Genomic DNA, 19,248 nt, shown 5'->3' on the forward strand with positions numbered 1-19,248 from the left:
GTTAGAACTATGTTCTGTTACTGTACCAGATTCTGTTAGACTTGTCCATTCAGGTGCAATGAGTCCAGATGTTGTTAAAAACGCTGGAATCATATAAGCCATAAATAATCCTGGAACTATCTTATAGAATTTAGCCCAAAAGCCATATTTAATAGATTCAGTATAAAAAACAAAGCCTAATGCTAGCATTAAAAGCCCAAATACAATTGTATCATTTGTAAACATTGGAGTTGTATCCATCCTTTAGAAATTTAGTGTAACGCAAAGTACCAAAATATCGTGCATAAAAAAAGTGACCTTCTGAGATCACTTTTCTTTATTAGGGGTTTCTTTCTTTTTAGGTTGCCTATTATGGTCCTTGAGATATTGCATCAATATCCATTCAATCTGTCCATTGGTGCTACGAAATTCATCAGCGGCCCATTTTTCAATAGCCTTTAGCATATCTTCATTGATACGTAATGCAAATGCTTTTTTCTTAGCCATTGTTATTTATTTTGGTTTGATAGGTCTGTAATACCATCTCAGATTCATTTTTTAACTGTGTGCCAATTAATAACTTTTTACCATTCTTTAGTTCTAATTGAATACCAATATCACCAGAAACATTAACAGCAGTGCCTTTGTCTTTTTTCCAAAACGCACCTCCTTTGATTCCCCAACCTCCATACTCTGTTAAAGCATCGTATTTTCTTATGTAAGCTTTATCAATTTCGTTCCATTGGATGTGTTTAAATTTTAAATGAAATGGAAAGAATTTGTATTGGATGCCTTCTTGGTCAATTCTTGTGCTTAACTTAAAAATAAAAATTAAACAAGGAGCTAAAAGGGTAGTAACAATAATTAATGTAAACTCTAAAGCAGTAAATTGATCCGGATTCTTGATATATGTTCCAATAGTTAAAGCAATAGGTACAAGCAGACTAACAAACATTAAGAGTATTAGCCATAATTGATTAAATCGTTGCTGTTCCTTAAATATTCTCATTATCTATTTTTATCTCGCTCAAATATGATTAATGGTGAGTTTTGTCCTATATGCTTTACTTCCCATCCTTCACGAGCGTACTGATTTAAAAAATCTTCATAGTTTTGGATTCTGTTTTTCCATCCAAGTTTAGGGGTAATTACTTTATATTCTTTCATTTTCAATCTTCTATTTTTCTTCTTTTAAAACAACTAAGGCAATGACAACACCTAGTATAATACCTGTTATCGATCCATAAACTATTCCCATGGCAACATTGTCAGTTACTGCACCAATGGTAGTGCCTATACTTGTTCCTAAGGTGCTTCCAATTGCTATGCTATAAATTTGTTTTTTTGTCAAAATTAATGGCTTAATGTACCCGTATTGACTACTGGTGCTGCTTCTTTGTCTCCACAAAGTACTACCATTAAATTACTTACCATAGCGGCTTTTCGTTCTTCATCTAACGCAACGATGTCGTTTTTATTAAGCTCCTCAATTGCCATTTCTACCATGCTCACTGCGCCTTGAACTATTTTATGTCTTGCTGCTACTATGGCTGTCGCTTGTTGCCGCTTTAGCATTGCGTTGGCTATTTCTTGAGCATAGGCCAAGTAACCAATACGTGCTTCTAGTACTTCGATGCCTGCAATTGATAGACGCTCGTCTATTTCTTTTTCTAAAGCCTCACTGACTTCATTAACACTAGATCTAAGAGTAATGTCTTCATCATGACCTTCGTCTGCGAAATTGTCATAAGGATACATACTTGCTAACTTACGCACAGCTGCATCTGTTTGTACACGTACAAAGTTTTCGTAATTATCTACATCAAAAGCTGCTTTATAGGTATTTTGAACACGCCATACTAAAATGGTACTTATCATTACAGGGTTACCAAGCTTATCATTTACTTTAAGACGTTCACTGTCAAAATTGCTCGCTCTAAGAGAAATCTTCTTTTTAGTGTAGAACGGATTCACCCAGTAAAATCCATTTTTCTTGATGGTTCCGACGTACTTTCCAAATAATAGTAACACTCGAGAACCATTAGGTTGTACCATTACAAATCCAAAAGCCATAACTAATGATAAGAATATTGATATCCCAGGCCAAGGTGTTTGAAAAGCAATAATTGCTGCAATACTTCCAAAGAATAAGATTAGGAAAACAAATAACATAAAGTAGCCATTTGCTGGGACAATGATTTTTTCTTCTTTCATGATCTAAAAGTTTAATTGGTTATCACTTAACTTATCAAAATGATATTAAAATGATATCATAAAGATATAATATATTAGTGTAGATTTCAAAAAAATTGTTACACTTTTATTAAAAAAAAACTAAAAAAAAAGTTTGGCACGCGGTTTGCTAATTACTAAGTGTAATGGTTACAGCGATAGTTACAAACGTAACAACACTACAAAATCGTGACATTACAATTTGGTTGGTTAGTTAGTTAAAAAGCATCTCAGTTATGAGATGCTTTTTTTATTTATAGATTAAAAACCTTAGACTACGCTTTTATAAAATCTGTAAGAGTAGTTATGAGATGTTCCGAAATTGGTCTAAAAGATTCATTGTAAGATTTAGAATTTTCCAAATCACCTCCTTCAATCTCAAAAAGTACGTGATTCATATTCTCAATTAGTTCTAAGGTTGCGTTATCATTACTTTGCTTAAGAAGCTTAGCTTCATCAATAGATACTTGTAAATCCTTAGTGCCGTTTATAATTAGAATAGGAATATTAAGATCTTTGACAATATCAGCTGGATTGTATTTCATCCAATTAATCATAAATGGCTGAACACCCGAATTAAAAACCGATGCCAAAGCTTGAGGATAATCGGTTGTGGTTTCACCTTGTTTTAGTTTATCAACAATCTTTTGTGCTTCTTCACCTAATTGAGGCGCCATGTTTGTTACCTGTTCTACAATAACGTCTCCTATATTTTGTCCAGCACCAGCTAAAGAAATAAAACCATCTACCAATTTATCTACTGCTAACATTCCTACTAAACTTCCTTGACTATGTCCAATGAGGTAGATCTTAGAGTATTTATTTTTTGCTTTAAAATGATTTAAGACATCTTTTGCATCACTCACAAAATCATCAAACATCATATTATTATCCACATTCCCTTGTCTTATTTGCTTTACAATGCGCTTATCGTATCTAAAGGTGGCTATACCATTTTTTGTTAGACCTTCTGCGAGCTTCTTAAGTGAATTGTTCTTTAGAAAATTTTGATTTCCATCTCTATCAGTAGGACCAGAACCAGCAATAATTATTGCTAAAACATGTTCCTCTGAATCTGAAGGTTCTAATAAGGTGCCTTCAAGAAGATTTGAAACAGAAACTTCTTTTTCTGTAAAGGAGTGGTCTTGACTATGTCCTAAAACAACAAATGAGATAAAAGCAATTAAAAACAACCTTTTCATTGGGCTAAATATTGTGAAAGTAAAATTAGAGCATATTACTAGTAAGGTACTAATTTTTAAACAAATTATTTCGACGTATATTGTTTTATAACCTTTACTAGGGCATATTTTTAGCGTGCATTTTATCGGCGAAATGCATTATTTGATCTATAAATGTTAAAATAAAGTGTATTTCATCGATTAATAGTGATTTTAAGCGGTAAAATTAAATTCTAATTCTATATTTGATGTGTACTAAAATTTAGTTTTTAGTTCAATGGATTAATTAATTAATATTTGCATTATGTTATGATGACTTAGAGACCCTAAATCTACTTACATAATAAAAAAAGCAAATTAGAGAAACCGGGTTTGAGGGAACCCGGTTTTTTGTTTTATATAGTGATGAGTTGTCGAAATGTAAGATTTATTCGAGGTGCAACTTGCTTTTTTGTCTTAGCGATCTGATGTAGCCAATGATGTTGCATTTCACCTTTCATAATTAATAAACTTCCATGCTCAAGAATCAGTTTGTGGCGTTCTTCCTTTATGGCGCGATGTTTAAAATGAAAAGGTCTTTCCTCTCCAAAGCTAACTGAAGCAATTATAGGATTAACACCAAGTTCTCTTTCATTATCGGCATGCCAGCCATTGCTATCACTACCATTTCTATATAGGTTGATTAAGAGCGTATTGAAATTGTAATCTGAAAATGCTTCTACTTTGGACTTGATACCCTTTAAGATATTAGTAAATGGTTTGGGATACATGATTAGATTTGAATAGCCATAAGGTTGGTCTGTCTCACTATACAGAGCTGTGAGCCTTGGTTCTTTATATGTTTTTCCAAAAACAGTGATATCATTATGTTGCCAATCTGTCTCAGTGTTAATGCGATTAAAGTAATGGTCCGCTAACTCCTTTTTAAAAAAATTTGGAGCATAAATTATTTCTGCATTAGGTAGTTTAAAATCCTGTTTCTTTTGAGAAAACAAATTCATAGCATATTTTTTATCTAAATTAGTGCTTAGATATGAATTATAAAACTTACATATACCTCTTGTGTTTTGTGTTAATTGGTTTTGGATATACCAAACAGCAGGAATTGCCCGAAGGTTTTATATATGTAAAATCTGTAATTCCAGATATCGATGTTGAGCTTCGCTATTTTACCACGCATAATTTTGTTGGCGATACTATCGATGGCTACAAGGCAAATTCACTGATTCTTACCAAGGCTGCAGCAGAAAAGCTTAAACTTGTTCAAGAGGAGTTACAGACACAAAATTTGTGCTTAAAAGTATATGATGGCTACCGACCACAACGTGCTGTGAATCATTTTATTCGTTGGGCTAGAGATCTTAAGGATACCATTAATAAATCGCAATTTTACCCAAATGTCGAAAAGCTTAATTTATTTAAGGAAGAATACATTGCTTCACGATCAGGTCACAGTAGAGGAAGTACGGTAGATCTAACTATCGTTGACGGAAACACGGGTGAACCATTAGATATGGGTAGTCCTTTTGATTTTTTTGGTCAAGAATCTTGGGTCAATTATCAAGGCATTACAGAGGCTCAGAAAAAGAATAGGCAACTCCTACAAAGCGTTATGCTGAAACATAATTTTAGAAATTACCTAAAAGAATGGTGGCATTTTACCTTACGATGGGAGCCTTTTCCTAAGACCTATTTTGATTTTGAAATAGAATGAGTCTATAAATACATCCATGCCCAATACATAAGACCAAATTGCATAGGAACTCTAAGTATTATTATCCATTTTGGAATGCCAGCTGCCGCTTTTTCACTTGTGAACATATATAAGTGAATGGTTACTAGGAACACAATTAACATGGCAATAATTAAATATATAGAAATGTCTTTGAGCTGAGGTATGCAAAGGCCAATTCCCAATACTACTTCTGCAACACCACTAATATTAACCCAAAATTTATGATTAGACATGTAATGTGGCATCACACGTAGATATACCTTTGGAATTATAAAATGCATCACACCAGCAACAACATAAATAGCTGCCATTACATACAATCCTAATGGTTCATTCATCTTTATAGGTGTTATATGTTAAGCCAATACCGTAGTTGTATAGGTTTTGGTCTAGTAAGCTTGATTTAAAACCATTGCCCTTGTCAAATTTCACCCAATTATTACCATTTATAAAAATGCGTTTAATAAAAGTGTTTTTAGCGGATTCTTCATCCGTAAAGGGGAGTAGTGGTCTAAAATTAGTTGGGATTTTAACAATACCACTTTGAGATTTTATTTCCTTGTACTTTTTATTGGGAAGTAATTTTCCAAGTTTATCTGTATAACCCATAACTTGGATAGACACAAAAAAGCCATTCTCAGGAATATACAAATCATAATCTTCTACATTTAACTCATAAGCATCACCATTTTTTTCGGTTGCTCTAAAGACAATTGTTTCGTAAGTGAGCACTTGTCCTGGTTGACCATCGTCATAATCATAAAACTTAACTTTGAATAAGGTCGAGAATTTCTTTTTGTCTGTATTAGCGCGCTTTCTTTTGTTCCAGTCTTTAGATTCTAATGCTATGGGAAATATTACTGAAGTTAGCTTTTGATCTTTATTTGTGTTTTTTGAAAAGTAAACTGCAATTTCAGACTCTATAGTTGGAAGCCAACACTTATAATAGTCGTCATCTAAATATGGTTTTAAAGTTTCTTTCTTAAACTTTCTATTAAGCTTCGTTCCAATAACCACTTCCTTCAGTTCATCGGCCTTTGGTTGCATTTTGAGCTCACTTTTTAAATTGGTAACTGCAAGATTCAAATTCTTAAAACCAAGTGCAGATATAAATAGCGAATCCACATCTGGATACAAGGTCTTGGTGAATACAAACTGACCGTCATCATCAGCAAAAATCCCTTGGCCATTACCAAAGGATATCGTTGCATAGCTAATCGGTTGTTTAGAGATACTGTCTAAAACCGAAATTTGAGCGATGCTTATTTGGCTAACGCATAAAAGGAAAATAAGTAGGTACTTAGGCATAAGGCTAAATTTATCTCTTAAATATACATCAAAAAAGGGCATAAAAAAACGCCTTAATAAAAGGCGTTTTTGTTTTTTGATTGATTAGTTTTTATGTAATTATTCACCCAAAGCTTTCTTGGTTTGCGTAAAGCCTACATACAGACCAATTCCGGCCATTAAGAAAATCATTGCAGGATAGACAGCGTCGTCGTCTAAAGTTGTATAATTGTCGAGTACGTTAGCAATAAATACCCCTAAACCAATACCCATTAATAGAAAAGCAATGTTTAGTACAACAACTTTCCAAGATGATCCAGTACGTTTTCCAATATTAAATATACTGGCATCTGCACCTTTTTCGATTAAGGCTAAACGTTCTTTGTTTCTGGTAGAATAATATAAGTATACCATTCCGAAAATTGCTGCGAATAAGCTAATTGGGATTAAAATTTCCTCGTCCATAATATTTGTATTTTAAATGATTAATTTTATTTGTTTCATAGCTTATGACGACTCTGTTTAAGTTTAGGTTACAATTATTTTTGAAAAATATTTTTTTTACAATTTCTGTAACCTTATTAATGATAGTGTCGTCTTAAATTAAAAATGACCATTAACGACGAAAACATATTAATAGAAGCTGTTAATAATGGCAATACTAAAGCTTATGCACAATTAGTAGATCGCTATAAGGACTTGGTCTATACGTTGGCCTTACGTATGCTTAAACATAAAGAGGAAGCTGAAGAAGTTGCTCAAGATACGTTTATAAAGGTGTTTAAGTCGCTCGATAATTTTAAAGGTGATTCTAAATTCTCTACTTGGATTTATAAGGTGGCCTATAATACCTGCTTAGACACTATAAAAAAGAATAAAAAGCACCATAATAATGTTGCTATAGATGAGTACACCTTTAATAAGTTAGATACTATAGATAACGCTCTAGATAATATTATTAAAGAAGAAAAAAGTGTGTTAATAAAGAATTGTATAAATAAGTTGCCAGAAGATAGTAGTGCCTTATTGACCCTGTTTTATTTTGAAGAATTATCGTTAGATGAAATATCTAAAATCATAAATATTGAAGCGAACACGGTCAAGGTAAAACTATTTAGAGCACGAAAAAAATTAGCTGTAATTTTAGAGCAGTATTTGCAACCACAAAATAATATGAGTTATGGAAAAGGATGATAAAAGAATACAAGATTTAGTAAATAAGTTAATGAAAGCAGATGCTTTAGAACAGCCATCATTTGACTTTACAGATAAGGTTATGGCTCAAGTTGAAGCACTTTCTGATTCTTCAATAACTACTTACAAGCCATTAATCCCAAAATCTGTGTTTTACGCAATAGCTACAGGGTTTTTAATTCTTGTAGGTTATGTCTTGTTTAATGGCTCTTCTAGTTCTGAAAGTTTAACTGAGAAGTATAAAATAGTGCAAGACTATCAGAATATATTACAAGACATATCGTTTGACTTCTCAAGTACTTTAATGTATTCAATTTTATTCCTTGCAATCATGGTAAGTGTTCAAATTCCATTACTTAAGCATTATGTAAATAACAGATTATCCTTTTAATCTGGGTAATACCAAAATGGAATCTTTCTTAAGCTTAGGTAAATTGTATCATTATTATTAGTTAAACCCATTCGCTTAAACTCAAGGACATGTTTTCCTTTAGTTAAGTTGTCTGTAGGTAAAAAGGTTTCAAAACCCATGGTTCCCTTTTTAGTCTGACTCACTATAAATTCAGAATCTACAATTGTAGTGTCAATTTTTGCGTAATAGATTTTATTAAACGTTGCTAAGTATTCTCGCCTTAAACTATCGCTAGTGATAAAGCCATTATCTCCACTGCTAAAAGCATCAGTATCTAAACCACGTATGTCTTTTTTTGGTCGTAGTCCTTCATTGAAATTAAACACACGATCTTCAATACCCTCGGAGTAAGGTACAAACAGTTTAATGTAGTGCTCTTTAATTACTTTAGATTGTATAACTACGTTATCGATAAACCCAGATTTCTCATCTATTAAGTCTTCATAATTTTCGCTGTTGGAAATGTAGTCACTTGATGCTATTTTAGAACTAAAATAATTCGAAAAATTGTACCGCAATGAAAACGAAAGTGCGACTATAATAAATAATGGGAAGAGAATTAAAGTAAATCGTCTCCCGAATTTATTATCTAGAAAATTGTAAACAATAGGACGATACAGAAATGATAAGGTAATAAAACTGAAGACCCAATAAAACGGAAAATAGAATTTAGAGATCCATTTTTTACGCTTCAAAAAGCCTTGCGTAATGTAATCTATAAAGGTTAATATCATTCCAAATACTACAAATAGAATTAGCGGAACACCTATCCAAAGTCTTAACCATTCAGGGAGCCACTCACTACTTATTATATTATTCCCAATAAATCCAATAGTGCTGATGATACCTGTCATCGCTAAGACATAAAAAATCAATAGGAATGATGCTGCGAAAATAATACTGCAGTAATTCTCTAACGTCCCAATATATTTGTCAAAGGAGCCAACCTTTTTTTTGAGGTAACGTGTAAATTTTTCACTGTAGTTCAGCTCTTCATAATCAATTTCACCTGAGACATAACGTAACCCTAAAGCACCAATCCAAAGACCTCTTAATAATACATGAACAAGCAAGCTAAAGATTAGAATTATACAAGAAATACGTATCACTGTAAAAGCTACTTTTTTATATTCTTGACCTGTAGCATCTGCCTCATTAAAATAAAATACTATTGAATCATAAGCTGTAAAAAGTCCAAAAATGGCAAAACCAGAAATTAATAATTCTAATTGCCAACTCTCTTCTTGTAATTTCTCTAAGAGCTTTTTAAATGCTGGATTATTATAATCCTTACTCATAATCTGAGTTAATTTTAAATTCGTTTAAATTTACTCATATTCTATTAAATTGAAATTATTTCGTCAAAATTTGAAACCCTTTCACCTTGCTATCGTTTTTAAATACAAAGATGCTAACCAAACCAAATGCCTAACCAAATACATACATTAATAGAATCCTGTAAAAAGGGAAACCAATTAGCTCAAATGCAGGTTTATGACCAATATGCGAAAGCGATGTTCACTGTTGCATGTCGTTATTTGGATGATATTGAAGAAGCAAAAGATGCCATGCAAGAGGGATTTTTAAAGGCTTTTATACATATTGATAAATACGAGCCAACCGCAACCTTTGGTGCATGGTTAAAACGTATTGTAATTAATCAGGCACTAGATACTTTGAAAAAACGAAAGCTAGAATTGGTAGATGATACCGTAGATAACCTTCAGGTTATAGATGACGACAATTGGCAATTCGATAGTACTATAACTAAAGCAGATATCCTACTAGCTGTGGAAAGTTTAAAGGATAAGTACAAAGTTGTTGTGAAACTTTATCTCATCGAAGGCTATGATCACGAAGAAATTTCTGAAATATTAAATATACCAGTTAAGACTTCAAGAACGCAATTACGAAGAGGAAAACAAAAATTAAGAGAACTATTAAATCCACATTACAATGAAGCAAGATATTAGAGATTTATTCAAGGAAGAAGAGACCTTTCAGGCGCTTCCAAATAATCATAGAGAAGAGTTTTTAACAAAACTTCAAAGTCAACCAAAAAGAAAATCGCACGTATTCTATTGGATAGGAGCAGTTGCAGTTGCAGTCGTTGTTTTAGTATTAGGATTTAACTTGGCCAATACAAAAGCAACAACGCAAAATACGTCTTCAGTATTAGCACAAATAGAAGCTGTAGAAGCAAAATACTTAAAGGATATAGAAAAAGAATGGCAAAGTTTTGTCGCTCTCACAGAAGACGAAAGGTTAGTGGAGCGCTTTAAGGTAAGGCTTAACGAACTAGATAAAGACTACCAAGAGATTTCATCACAATTTAATCAAGATAGCAATAATATAGTGGTAATTGAGTCGCTAGTCGAGAACTTGCAGACTCGATTAAAACTGTTAAAGGATATTCAAGAACACATCAAAATTTTGAATCAAAACAACGAACAGAATGAAAAATCAATTTAAATTGCTCTTGCTGATGCTCATCATATCAGCAGCAACTTACGGACAACGACATCAAGTCTTAAGAGAAAGTATAGCAGTAAATAAAAACTCTTCTATTGTTCTAAACTTTGAAAATATTTATGTTGCGCTAGAAGAGTCAACAGATGGTAAAATTCATTTCGATTACAGGCTAGAGTTCGAGGGTTACTCAAAAAAACAAATTAAAAGTACATTAGACGGTTTAAAAGCTGAGGTTACTAATGCTAATAACATTGTTAATTTAGATGCTAAAAGTCATAGTCAAATAGCGTTTCAGAGTTTTACACTGGTTTCGGAGCATGGTTTGTATATCGATGATGATTTCATAGGTTCTAAAAGCGATACTGTTATTAGAAAATCAAAAGATTCATTATTGCAGCAAATAAGAAAGAACAATCGCTTGTTGTGGTCTAAGAATTCCCCTCAATACATTAATGGAAGGTTTAAAAAAATAGATAAAGACGGTAATTTATCAAATATCAGAAAGGGCGATGTTGATATTATGCGCAGTGTATTTGTAATAAGAGTACCACCATTTGTAAGCCTTAATATTAATGCGAAAAATTCAGGTATTCATTTTTTAAATAATCTACAAAACGAATTATCAATTGCAATTAGAAAAGGTACTTTAAAAACCAAAGCCTTGTTTAATAATTATAATGTTATCAGAATTAATGATGCAAGTTTTGAAGTTGAAGGAATTTACGGAGGTCATTACGATTTTAAAAATGTGAAGAATGGTAAAATTGGAAGTATCGAGCAGGCTAAGATTGACTCAGAATTTTCAGAAATTGAAATTGGAGAGATGGGAAAGAACACCGTCATAACTGATTTTAACAGCGAGTACTGGTTTTACAATTGGTCTGACTTTTTTGATCGCTTTAATTTATATTCAGAATATTCGAAAATTCATTTTTTCTATCCAGAACGTAATCATAGCCTGAAAGTTATTGGAAATAACACAAAAAACTTCTTAGGAAATGGCGATTTTCAAATTAGTATGCAACCAACAAGTAAAGGAGAAAAATATACCATGATGATCAAAGAACCGAATGCAGAAGAAACTTTATCTGGTAGAATCTATTTTGATATTATCCATGGTATTATCTATTCTCATAGTGACTATATCAAAAAAATAAACCACTAAATATGAAAACAATTAAAATTATAGCCGTTGCATTAAGTTGCTTCGGAGCACTACTAGCACAAGAAGGTGAAGTCGATTTTAACCTGCCTAAAGGGTTGACAATGGAAACACAATATTCAACTAAGGATTCTGAATTAGGCGATGTTTTGAGTTTTGAGGGCATTGATTATATGAAATTACAATTCAGAGGAGATTCTTTAATTGGAAAGGGTTATCATCTAACCGTAAAGGAGATTTGGGATGGCAAAGTTGTAAACGATACAACAGTAATTAATAGCCGAGCTATTGGAATAAACCAGTTTGAAACGCTAAATGATTCTGTGTTTAATATGACTATTATAGCAAAATTAGATGAGGATAATAAGCTCAAAATGACTATCAGATTTCCAAGGTTTAGCATTCAAAAAAAGTTCGATGCTATTGAATCTGATGATTATAGTCTCAGGAATTTAGCTGATGAAAGTAATTTAGATATAGCATATAATAAAAGGTTTTATCTGTTAGGGTACATCTTACCTTATGAACGAGAGGATGGTTCAAAATCCTGGTGCGAGGTTGGATCTTCTGGTGAGGATATTGAAAATTGGGGTCGAAAATTTGGCATAAAACATTACCTCCTGTTCGAAATGAAATTCGAGTAGTTTCGTCATTGGATACTAGCCATTAGCCATTAGCCATTAGCGATTAGTACTGCGCTTTTCGCTTTTATTTAATAATATAAAAAGCTAAAAGTCTAGCAATCTAGTCTAGTACCAGCGCTTTTTCTTTTTCTTTGAAGCTGCACTCTTTCGTCCCTTTTTGTATCTGCTACCTTTCTTTTTGTGGACAGGGGGCTTCGCCTTGGGGTCTAAGGGATAAGGATGATCTTGAATAATAGGAATTTGAACGTCTATAAGTGCTTCTATTGTTTTTATATAATTTCTTTCATCAGCAGAACACATGGAATAGGCATTTCCAATATTGCCAGCTCTTCCTGTTCTACCAATTCTATGAATATAGATTTCAGCAACATTTGGCATATCAAAATTTAAAACATTATCTAATTCATTTATATCAATACCACGAGCAGCAACATCAGTAGCTATTAATATCTTGGCATATCCATTTTTAAATTTATTTAATGCCGTCTGTCTATCACTTTGGTTTTTATCTCCATGTAGACTGTCTACGCGATAGCCTTTTTCTGCAAGTCGATCTTCTAATTTTTTTACACCGAATTTAGTACGTCTAAAAATTAAAACATTGCCCTTTATCTCATTTCGTAATAGATGTAAGCAAAGCTCTATTTTTCGTCGCTTTGGTACATAATATAAGGTCTGACTAATGTCTTTAGTGATACTATTAGTTACTGTGACATCTATTCGAACAGGATCTTTTAAAATACCATTAGCCAATTGTTCAATTTTATAGGGCATGGTGGCAGAAAGCAATAAGGTTTGCTTATTTTCTGGACATAGTCTTTCAATCTTTTTTACATCATCTATAAACCCCAAGGCTAGCATAAGATCCGCTTCATCTAACACTAGATTTTCAACATAATCCAAATTTATAAAATCTTGTTTATGTAAATCGAGCAAACGTCCTGGTGTGGCCACCAAAATATCAATACCTTTTTTAAGCACATCTACTTGTGGCTCAATTGAAGTGCCCCCAAAAATGGTATAAGCTCTTAGGTTTGAGAATTGACCATAAGACTTAAAGTTTTGTTTAATTTGTGAGGCTAACTCACGTGTAGGACTAATAATTAGTGCTCTTATTTTTTTGCCACGCTTAGGTGCATCTTGCCTGTCAAACAATTGTTGCAAAATTGGTAAAGCGTAAGTGGCAGTTTTTCCAGTTCCTGTCTGAGCAGAAATAATAACATCTTTGCGATCTAATATCGCAGGAATGCCTTTTTGCTGCACTAAAGTTGGTGAGGCATAGCCTGAAGCTTCAACAGCTTTTAATAGTGGTTTTATGAGTTTTAAGTCTTTAAAGGACATTTAATAAATTTCAACAAAGGTAAACGAAAACTAATTTGTCTAAAGGACTTAGAGCAAAATAAAAATAGATTAACCCTTTATTTATTTTCATTTGGCAATCATTTGCTTTTCTTTGGTTAGTATGAGCTTTAAATACGTGTTGAATTGAGATTTATGCTTAGGATTAACCTTATCTTAATTCCACTAATTGTAGGTGTCTTTTGAAGTCTCATAAAATGGTCATAAGGTTAATCAAGTAGCTATGACTTTTAATTAGAAACTCTTTCAAAGTGATAATGTCTCTGATCTGGCATTATCCATAAAATCGAGCTGTAGATGGTATTTTTATCAAGGATTTTTAACCATCAACCATAAAAATAGACCATTTTGTACAAAAAGCTTAGCTACTTCTTTTATAAATTACTACATGATTTGACTTTTACTTGGTTCTACATCATTATTAATTCAATGGGTTGTATTCTCGGCCGATCTAAGCAACTATTCTGTAACATCACGTACATCAATATATTTTGCCAGATACTTCACTTTACATGAAACTCGATATTCACTTACTTTTGCTAGTCATACAGGCCAATGAATAAAACGATTCCTTCGGTCTTCAGGACCTAACATATACGTTGGTCGGTTACTAACAGTTTCTTTTTTTACAAAGGTGTTGATTACGATGAGTTCAGAGTTTACAGTCTTAACCCCATAGCCCATCTCATACTTTTCGTTTTATACCAAACCTTCAGATACCTCTAGGGTAGCTATTGTGTCTTTCGTTATATTTCCGTTACAGTATGGTTAGAAGGAACCTATATAGGATGTATGTATGTTGTCTATTGTTAGGCTCTCTTTAAGTAGTTCTAGCACTGCTTTTGTTCATGATATTTTACGACTACAATTGTCGATGACAACATTTTGTTTTATAAGGTTTTAAGATTAACCTTTATATTGCCAATTGCCAATTTGCATTTCAACTTTTATAAAGATCGTCATAGGCCCTTGGTATGGTCTTTCCTAATGTAAATGTATTTACTCTTGTCTTCTAGATTAGACATACACAATCTGATGACCTCTGAAAAAACGAGTACCGCCTCAAACAAAAAAAATTAAGTTTACAAGACGTGTTTTCCTGGGAAATAGTATCAGTACTGTCTTGCTTTTTTGCAAGAAAGACTACTAGATCCTAACAAAGATAGTCTAATACTTGTCAGTGTATTTTTTTAATGAAAATTCTACGCGAATTTTAATTAGCTATTGTGAGTGGATTAAGATTTAAAAGTTGTAAAATAAAAGCGCCAGTTTTTTAACTCGCGCTTTTCGGCTATTAATCCTTAGGATAACTTAAATTAATATTGTTAGGGTATCGACAAACATACTGTATGAATACGTTCTGTCAATTGATGTATGATAAAAATTTAGTTATATACAAGTTCTTTTCTAATTCTACTCAAACTTTCCGTAGTAATACCTAAATACGAAGCAATATGGTAATTTTTTAAACATTTGGCTAATTCAGGATAATATTTCATAAAATCAACATATCGCTCTGCAGCGGACATAGAAAGGCTGGATAAAATTCGTCTTTGGAATGTGCCGAAGGCACGCTCTAATTTTATTCTGAAAAATTTATCTATTTCGGGAATTTGTTTGTACAGGTAGTCTTTATTTTCTCGATTAATCATATACAGATGTGAGTCTTGGAGTGCTTCTACAGTCATAATTGCTGTTCCACCTCTAAAAAATGCTGTATAGTCACTCATCCACCAGTCATCAATACCGAATTGAATAGTATACTCTTTGCCATGACTATCAATATGAAAGGTTCTTAGACAGCCTTTTATAATATAAAACTGAGAATCTACATGATCACCCGGACTCATCAAAATGTCTCCCTTCGACACAGACACCTTTATAAAAAGTGACTTAATGAGTTTGAGTTCTTCAGGTGTAAAGACTAGCGTTTTAAATAATTTTTTAATAATTATTTCGTCAGTATCCACAATGAAATATAATTAATAGCTAGTTAAATTTAAGTAATTACTTTCATAGTTGTATTAATTTATGTTAATTTAACATTTTATTTTTAAATATTTAACAGTGGTGTAAAAAACTGGTATTAATATACTTAGATATCGGTGTCTGTCTTTTTTTGTGAATAAATACTACTTGTTTTACTCAACTTTTTTTGCTAAAGTTTCTCCACCACCCTGAAAAAGGGTAAAACTTTCAACATTACCAGTTGCGTTTGTATTAAATTTTACGGTTATTCCTGCAACTTTTGCAAAGAAGGTTATTTCATCTTCTGCAAAAAGTTCAAACTGTCCTTGACCTGTAGCTTGAGCAAATATTTTACTGCCTTCTACAGTGATGTCTACCATAAAATTAGGTGCTAATTCATATTTTCCAGCATACGAACTTAATATAGCGTTAGCTAGTACAATTTCTTTGCGTGCGCTTGGCATGGCTTTTTGTATTTCTTTACCAATGCTTTCAGAATCTGTTATAAATAGGGCTTGTTTTTTACCATCTGCGGTTTTAGAGAACTTATATTCAATGGTACCTTCTTCAAACATAAATCGGTCTTCAGATAAAGGGAAAATATCAAAGACCGTATTGGTATCTGATTCTCTCATACTTTTAAGTGCGCCATCTTTCATGAAAATATGTCTTACTGAGCCATCCTCAAACTCGTAAGCTCCAACCCATTGCTCTAATTGACTTTTAGTGAGTTCAACAACATCCTTTAGTGTTGGGTAGGGTTTGCCTATAGCTGCAGCCGCAAGGTTTTGTGTAAGTGATCCAATGTCATTACAGCTACAGTTACTAAGTCCAATAACATAAACATCTTCTTCTATCATGTAAATGCCATTGGTAGAGGTTCCGAATATTCCGCCGCTATGTGTATAACCCTTAGAACCTTTTAAAGTCATTTCAGCTAAGCCGTAGCCATAATCAATATGCTCACCATTGTTTAACTCTGACCCGTTAATTGCTTTGTCTAATGAGGACGCTTTAATAAGGGTGTTATTGGTTAAGGCGTTTTGCCATTTTAATAAGTCATCAACGGTAGACATGAGCGAGCCTGCAGCATGTGGTAGAGTCATGCTTAAATAATTGGCATTAACATAACCATTTGGGCCTTCTTCATAAGGCATCGCCCTTTTGTGTATTAACTCACTATTACTGCCATATCTAGAATCTTTCATGCCTAAACGGTCAAATATTTTGGATTCAATAAAGTCTTCATAAGTCTCTCCGCTAAGGACTTCAATTATTTTTCCTAAAAGTACATAGCCTGAATTATTGTATCTAAAAGCCTCACCTGGATCAAAATCCATTGGCTCGTTCTTAAAGTAGTCTATGAGTTCATCTAAGGTCTTATCATTTCTAGCCACTTTTACGAGATTCCCAATTCCTGTATAACTTTTTATACCTGAAGTATGGTTTAAAAGCTGGTGTACAGTTATGGTTTTTCCATTGGTAGGATAGTCTGGAATAAATTTAGTTATAGGGTCATCAAGGCTGAGTTTTCCTTGTTCCTCAAACATTAAGATGGCAACAGCTGTAAATTGTTTGGTGATTGATGCCAACATAAATACATTTTCTGGCACCATATCGATGTTGTATTCGAGGTTAGACTTTCCAACCGCAGCTCTATAAATAGGTTGGCCTTCTTTGGCAACTAAAACAGCTGCACCTGGCATGTCATCTTGATAATATTTAGCAACGATGTCGTCAAATTGCTGTGTTAAATCTTGAGCTTGTAAGGGAAGCAGTAGGACACTAAAAATTAAGGATAAAGCGTAATGATGAATTTTCATGATGATAAAGATTGATTGTTTTTAAATGAGACGATACTCAAGATAATAAGTTACAAAAAAAAACACTTAGATCATCTAAGTGTTTTAATTTCAGACTGTAAGTTTTAATTTTTCTGACTTACTTATGATTTTTTAACCTTAAAATTATAAGAGGCCACAATATCATTTTTGATTTTTAAATGTAGGTCGAAGGTTCCTTTTTGTTTAAACTTATAATTGAATGAAATTATACCATCGTTATTTTTTAAATCATAGAGTTTAAAGGTTCTGTGATTTTTGTTAAGAACCTGAACCAATGAAACATCATTAATATCAATATCATCAAGCGCTTTAAAGGTGAAGGTGACTTCATCATTTTTTATGACATCTGAATATAACGGCTGTGGAGTCATTGGAATGATTTGATGCCTAAAGGTTGCACCATACACTATGGGTTCTGGAGTAAAAGTCTTTTGCTTTAAACTGTCATTCAGAAACCATTTTTTTTCAATCGGAAAGTGATTCTTAGCAAATAAAATAGGATCTGCTAAGAAGTAACCGTCATTGTAATCCTTTACAAAAATATTACCATTTAGCATGTATCCGCTAGACCATGTTGCATCGCACAAATACCATTTATTGTTTAGCCAAACCGCATTCCACGAGTGGTTAAAAGATTCTAAAGTATTTACATTGGTTTCGAATGACCTCGCATAACCATCAACAATTTTACATTCTATGCCAGCAATAAATGCCATCTCTTTAATGAGGTAAGCGTAACCAGTACACATGGTTTTTTTCTGTTCTCGGAGCTTTTTAAATGCGATCTTTTTATACGCGTTATTCCACGTAATATACTTTAAGCTATCATTCTTGAATTTCTCTCGTTTTCTATTTACCAGATTGTGCTGGTAATAATCTCCTTTAATGTTATGGCAAACCCAAAAATAAATGGCTCTAAATTTCTCGATGTCTGTAGAAAGTGAGTACGTTAATTTATGAGTTAGTAACGGGAGATTATCAATATTCGTGCACTCATTCATCTTAGCAAGATTTTCGGCTTTGGTAAAATCAACGTCTTCAAAATCCGAAATTTGAGCACCGATTAAAAGGTGTGAGATAAGAAAAAGAACAATTAATTTAATTCTCATTTTAAAAAATGTTTTAGTTCTTTTTTGACTTAAATAGCTCTTTAACAGCAACTTCACCTACAATGACAACATCATCTAAAGACATGTCAGCTTCTAAATTAATTTTAGTTGCTGATTTTGGATTGGTAATTATTACTTTTTTGGTTTTCATACCTACATAACTAATCAGTAGCACATCACCTTTTTTCAATTTAACTGGGAATTTAAAGTAGCCATCAAAATCAGTTTGTGCTCCGTGTGTAGAACCTTGTAGCATGACGCTGCAGCCTGGAAGTGGTAGCCCATCTTCTTCTGTAAATATGGTTCCTTCCACTGTGATATTATCAAGGTTGTTAATTTTTTCTGATTTAGTATCATCGCTTTTGGCATCAGTTGTTTTATTCGCCTCTTGTGCTTCAGCTGAGCTAATAGAAAAGAGGGATAGAAATGTCAATGCGATTCCTGTAATATGGCTATAATACGTCCTCTTCAGAGCGCCTTTTTCGTACGTATGATTTAGCTGTTTAGAAGTAAATCTTCCACAAGTATTTTGAGAGGAATGCGATCTAAAATATGAGGCGATCTCATCATTTTTAAATTTGGTAAAGTCAATGACTTCTTTGTGGCAACTATCACAAAAGCCACCTTTTGCTGTAGACTTAAATTCATTAAAATTCTCTGAGCAAGGTGT

The 19,248-nt window shown here is 32.9% G+C and carries 23 protein-coding genes and 1 pseudogene; 7 read left to right on the forward strand and 17 right to left on the reverse strand.

The window, feature by feature from the left end:
- From HRU49_RS11030 to HRU49_RS11065, 8 genes and pseudogenes are all read right to left on the reverse strand, one after another.
- Positions 1 to 240: pseudogene (locus HRU49_RS11030) on the reverse strand (DUF819 family protein); the annotation flags it as partial.
- 66 nt (positions 241 to 306) lie between these two features.
- A complete protein-coding gene (locus HRU49_RS11035) occupies positions 307 to 486 on the reverse strand; it encodes an Arc family DNA binding domain-containing protein (RefSeq protein ID WP_296357107.1) in 180 nt (59 codons plus the stop codon).
- A complete protein-coding gene (locus HRU49_RS11040; protein ID WP_296357109.1) occupies positions 479 to 988 on the reverse strand; it encodes a hypothetical protein in 510 nt (169 codons plus the stop codon). Before HRU49_RS11040 ends, HRU49_RS11035 begins: the two co-directional genes overlap by 8 nt.
- Positions 988 to 1,146: a DUF4177 domain-containing protein gene (locus HRU49_RS11045; RefSeq protein WP_296357112.1), complete on the reverse strand. Its 159-nt coding sequence runs from the start codon at positions 1,144 to 1,146 to the stop codon at positions 988 to 990. Before HRU49_RS11045 ends, HRU49_RS11040 begins: the two co-directional genes overlap by 1 nt.
- A gap of 10 nt (positions 1,147 to 1,156) precedes the next feature.
- On the reverse strand, positions 1,157 to 1,330 hold the full coding sequence (locus HRU49_RS11050) for a hypothetical protein (protein ID WP_296357114.1): 174 nt from the start codon (positions 1,328 to 1,330) through the stop codon (positions 1,157 to 1,159).
- 2 nt (positions 1,331 to 1,332) lie between these two features.
- Positions 1,333 to 2,193: an SPFH domain-containing protein gene (locus tag HRU49_RS11055; protein ID WP_296357116.1), complete on the reverse strand. Its 861-nt coding sequence runs from the start codon at positions 2,191 to 2,193 to the stop codon at positions 1,333 to 1,335.
- Positions 2,194 to 2,486: 293 nt separating this feature from the next.
- Entirely contained in the window at positions 2,487 to 3,413 is a 927-nt protein-coding gene (locus tag HRU49_RS11060) for an alpha/beta hydrolase (protein WP_296357118.1), read from the reverse strand.
- A gap of 374 nt (positions 3,414 to 3,787) precedes the next feature.
- On the reverse strand, positions 3,788 to 4,393 hold the full coding sequence (locus HRU49_RS11065; protein WP_296357120.1) for an alpha-ketoglutarate-dependent dioxygenase AlkB: 606 nt from the start codon (positions 4,391 to 4,393) through the stop codon (positions 3,788 to 3,790).
- Between the two features lie 32 nt (positions 4,394 to 4,425).
- Between HRU49_RS11065 and HRU49_RS11070 the strand changes: the two genes are divergently transcribed.
- Positions 4,426 to 5,106, forward strand: coding sequence for a M15 family metallopeptidase (locus HRU49_RS11070; protein ID WP_296357123.1), 681 nt, complete (start codon positions 4,426 to 4,428; stop codon positions 5,104 to 5,106).
- Between the two features lie 2 nt (positions 5,107 to 5,108).
- Here the strand turns inward: HRU49_RS11070 and HRU49_RS11075 are convergent, their stop codons facing one another.
- From HRU49_RS11075 to HRU49_RS11085, 3 genes are all read right to left on the reverse strand, one after another.
- Positions 5,109 to 5,465: a hypothetical protein gene (locus tag HRU49_RS11075; protein WP_296357125.1), complete on the reverse strand. Its 357-nt coding sequence runs from the start codon at positions 5,463 to 5,465 to the stop codon at positions 5,109 to 5,111.
- Positions 5,458 to 6,435, reverse strand: a complete 978-nt coding sequence (locus tag HRU49_RS11080; RefSeq protein WP_296357127.1) for a hypothetical protein — start codon at positions 6,433 to 6,435, stop codon at positions 5,458 to 5,460. The genes HRU49_RS11075 and HRU49_RS11080 overlap by 8 nt, the downstream gene beginning before the upstream one ends.
- A gap of 99 nt (positions 6,436 to 6,534) precedes the next feature.
- The gene (locus HRU49_RS11085) at positions 6,535 to 6,879 is read right to left on the reverse strand and encodes a DUF6249 domain-containing protein (RefSeq protein WP_296357129.1); all 345 of its coding nucleotides are present in this window, start codon (positions 6,877 to 6,879) and stop codon (positions 6,535 to 6,537) included.
- A gap of 144 nt (positions 6,880 to 7,023) precedes the next feature.
- Between HRU49_RS11085 and HRU49_RS11090 the strand changes: the two genes are divergently transcribed.
- Positions 7,024 to 7,608, forward strand: coding sequence for a sigma-70 family RNA polymerase sigma factor (locus tag HRU49_RS11090; protein WP_296357131.1), 585 nt, complete (start codon positions 7,024 to 7,026; stop codon positions 7,606 to 7,608).
- Complete coding sequence (locus HRU49_RS11095; RefSeq protein ID WP_296357133.1) at positions 7,595 to 7,999, forward strand: hypothetical protein; 405 nt, start codon at positions 7,595 to 7,597, stop codon at positions 7,997 to 7,999. Before HRU49_RS11090 ends, HRU49_RS11095 begins: the two co-directional genes overlap by 14 nt.
- Here the strand turns inward: HRU49_RS11095 and HRU49_RS11100 are convergent.
- Positions 7,996 to 9,318, reverse strand: a complete 1,323-nt coding sequence (locus tag HRU49_RS11100) for a hypothetical protein (RefSeq protein WP_296357134.1) — start codon at positions 9,316 to 9,318, stop codon at positions 7,996 to 7,998. The genes HRU49_RS11095 and HRU49_RS11100 overlap by 4 nt on opposite strands.
- 126 nt (positions 9,319 to 9,444) lie before the next feature.
- Here HRU49_RS11100 and HRU49_RS11105 point away from each other — a divergent pair, with 126 nt between their 5' ends.
- Genes HRU49_RS11105 through HRU49_RS11120 form a run of 4 tightly spaced genes read left to right on the forward strand, consistent with a single transcriptional unit; the run spans position 9,445 to position 12,298 of the window.
- Positions 9,445 to 9,993 (forward strand): sigma-70 family RNA polymerase sigma factor, encoded by a 549-nt coding sequence (locus HRU49_RS11105; RefSeq protein WP_296357137.1) that lies wholly within the window; start codon positions 9,445 to 9,447, stop codon positions 9,991 to 9,993.
- On the forward strand, positions 9,977 to 10,492 hold the full coding sequence (locus HRU49_RS11110) for a hypothetical protein (RefSeq protein ID WP_296357139.1): 516 nt from the start codon (positions 9,977 to 9,979) through the stop codon (positions 10,490 to 10,492). The genes HRU49_RS11105 and HRU49_RS11110 overlap by 17 nt, the downstream gene beginning before the upstream one ends.
- A complete protein-coding gene (locus HRU49_RS11115) occupies positions 10,476 to 11,657 on the forward strand; it encodes a hypothetical protein (protein ID WP_296357141.1) in 1,182 nt (393 codons plus the stop codon). Before HRU49_RS11110 ends, HRU49_RS11115 begins: the two co-directional genes overlap by 17 nt.
- 2 nt (positions 11,658 to 11,659) lie before the next feature.
- Positions 11,660 to 12,298, forward strand: coding sequence for a hypothetical protein (locus HRU49_RS11120; protein WP_296357143.1), 639 nt, complete (start codon positions 11,660 to 11,662; stop codon positions 12,296 to 12,298).
- Between the two features lie 105 nt (positions 12,299 to 12,403).
- On the opposite strand, the gene HRU49_RS11125 is transcribed toward HRU49_RS11120, so the two are convergent.
- The 5 genes from HRU49_RS11125 to HRU49_RS11145 all read right to left on the reverse strand — a co-directional run.
- On the reverse strand, positions 12,404 to 13,639 hold the full coding sequence (locus tag HRU49_RS11125; protein WP_296357144.1) for a DEAD/DEAH box helicase: 1,236 nt from the start codon (positions 13,637 to 13,639) through the stop codon (positions 12,404 to 12,406).
- Positions 13,640 to 15,042: 1,403 nt separating this feature from the next.
- Positions 15,043 to 15,627: a Crp/Fnr family transcriptional regulator gene (locus tag HRU49_RS11130; RefSeq protein WP_296357146.1), complete on the reverse strand. Its 585-nt coding sequence runs from the start codon at positions 15,625 to 15,627 to the stop codon at positions 15,043 to 15,045.
- Between the two features lie 171 nt (positions 15,628 to 15,798).
- On the reverse strand, positions 15,799 to 17,448 hold the full coding sequence (locus HRU49_RS11135) for a serine hydrolase (protein ID WP_296357149.1): 1,650 nt from the start codon (positions 17,446 to 17,448) through the stop codon (positions 15,799 to 15,801).
- Positions 17,449 to 17,570: 122 nt separating this feature from the next.
- Positions 17,571 to 18,578 carry a transglutaminase domain-containing protein gene (locus tag HRU49_RS11140; RefSeq protein ID WP_296357151.1) on the reverse strand — a complete coding sequence of 336 codons (1,008 nt, stop codon included), beginning with the start codon at positions 18,576 to 18,578 and terminating at the stop codon, positions 17,571 to 17,573.
- Between the two features lie 13 nt (positions 18,579 to 18,591).
- A partial coding sequence (locus HRU49_RS11145; RefSeq protein WP_296357153.1) for a carboxypeptidase-like regulatory domain-containing protein occupies positions 18,592 to 19,248 on the reverse strand: 657 nt, incomplete at its 5' end.

Source organism: Winogradskyella sp., assembly GCF_013213975.1.
GTDB lineage: Bacteria > Bacteroidota > Bacteroidia > Flavobacteriales > Flavobacteriaceae > Winogradskyella.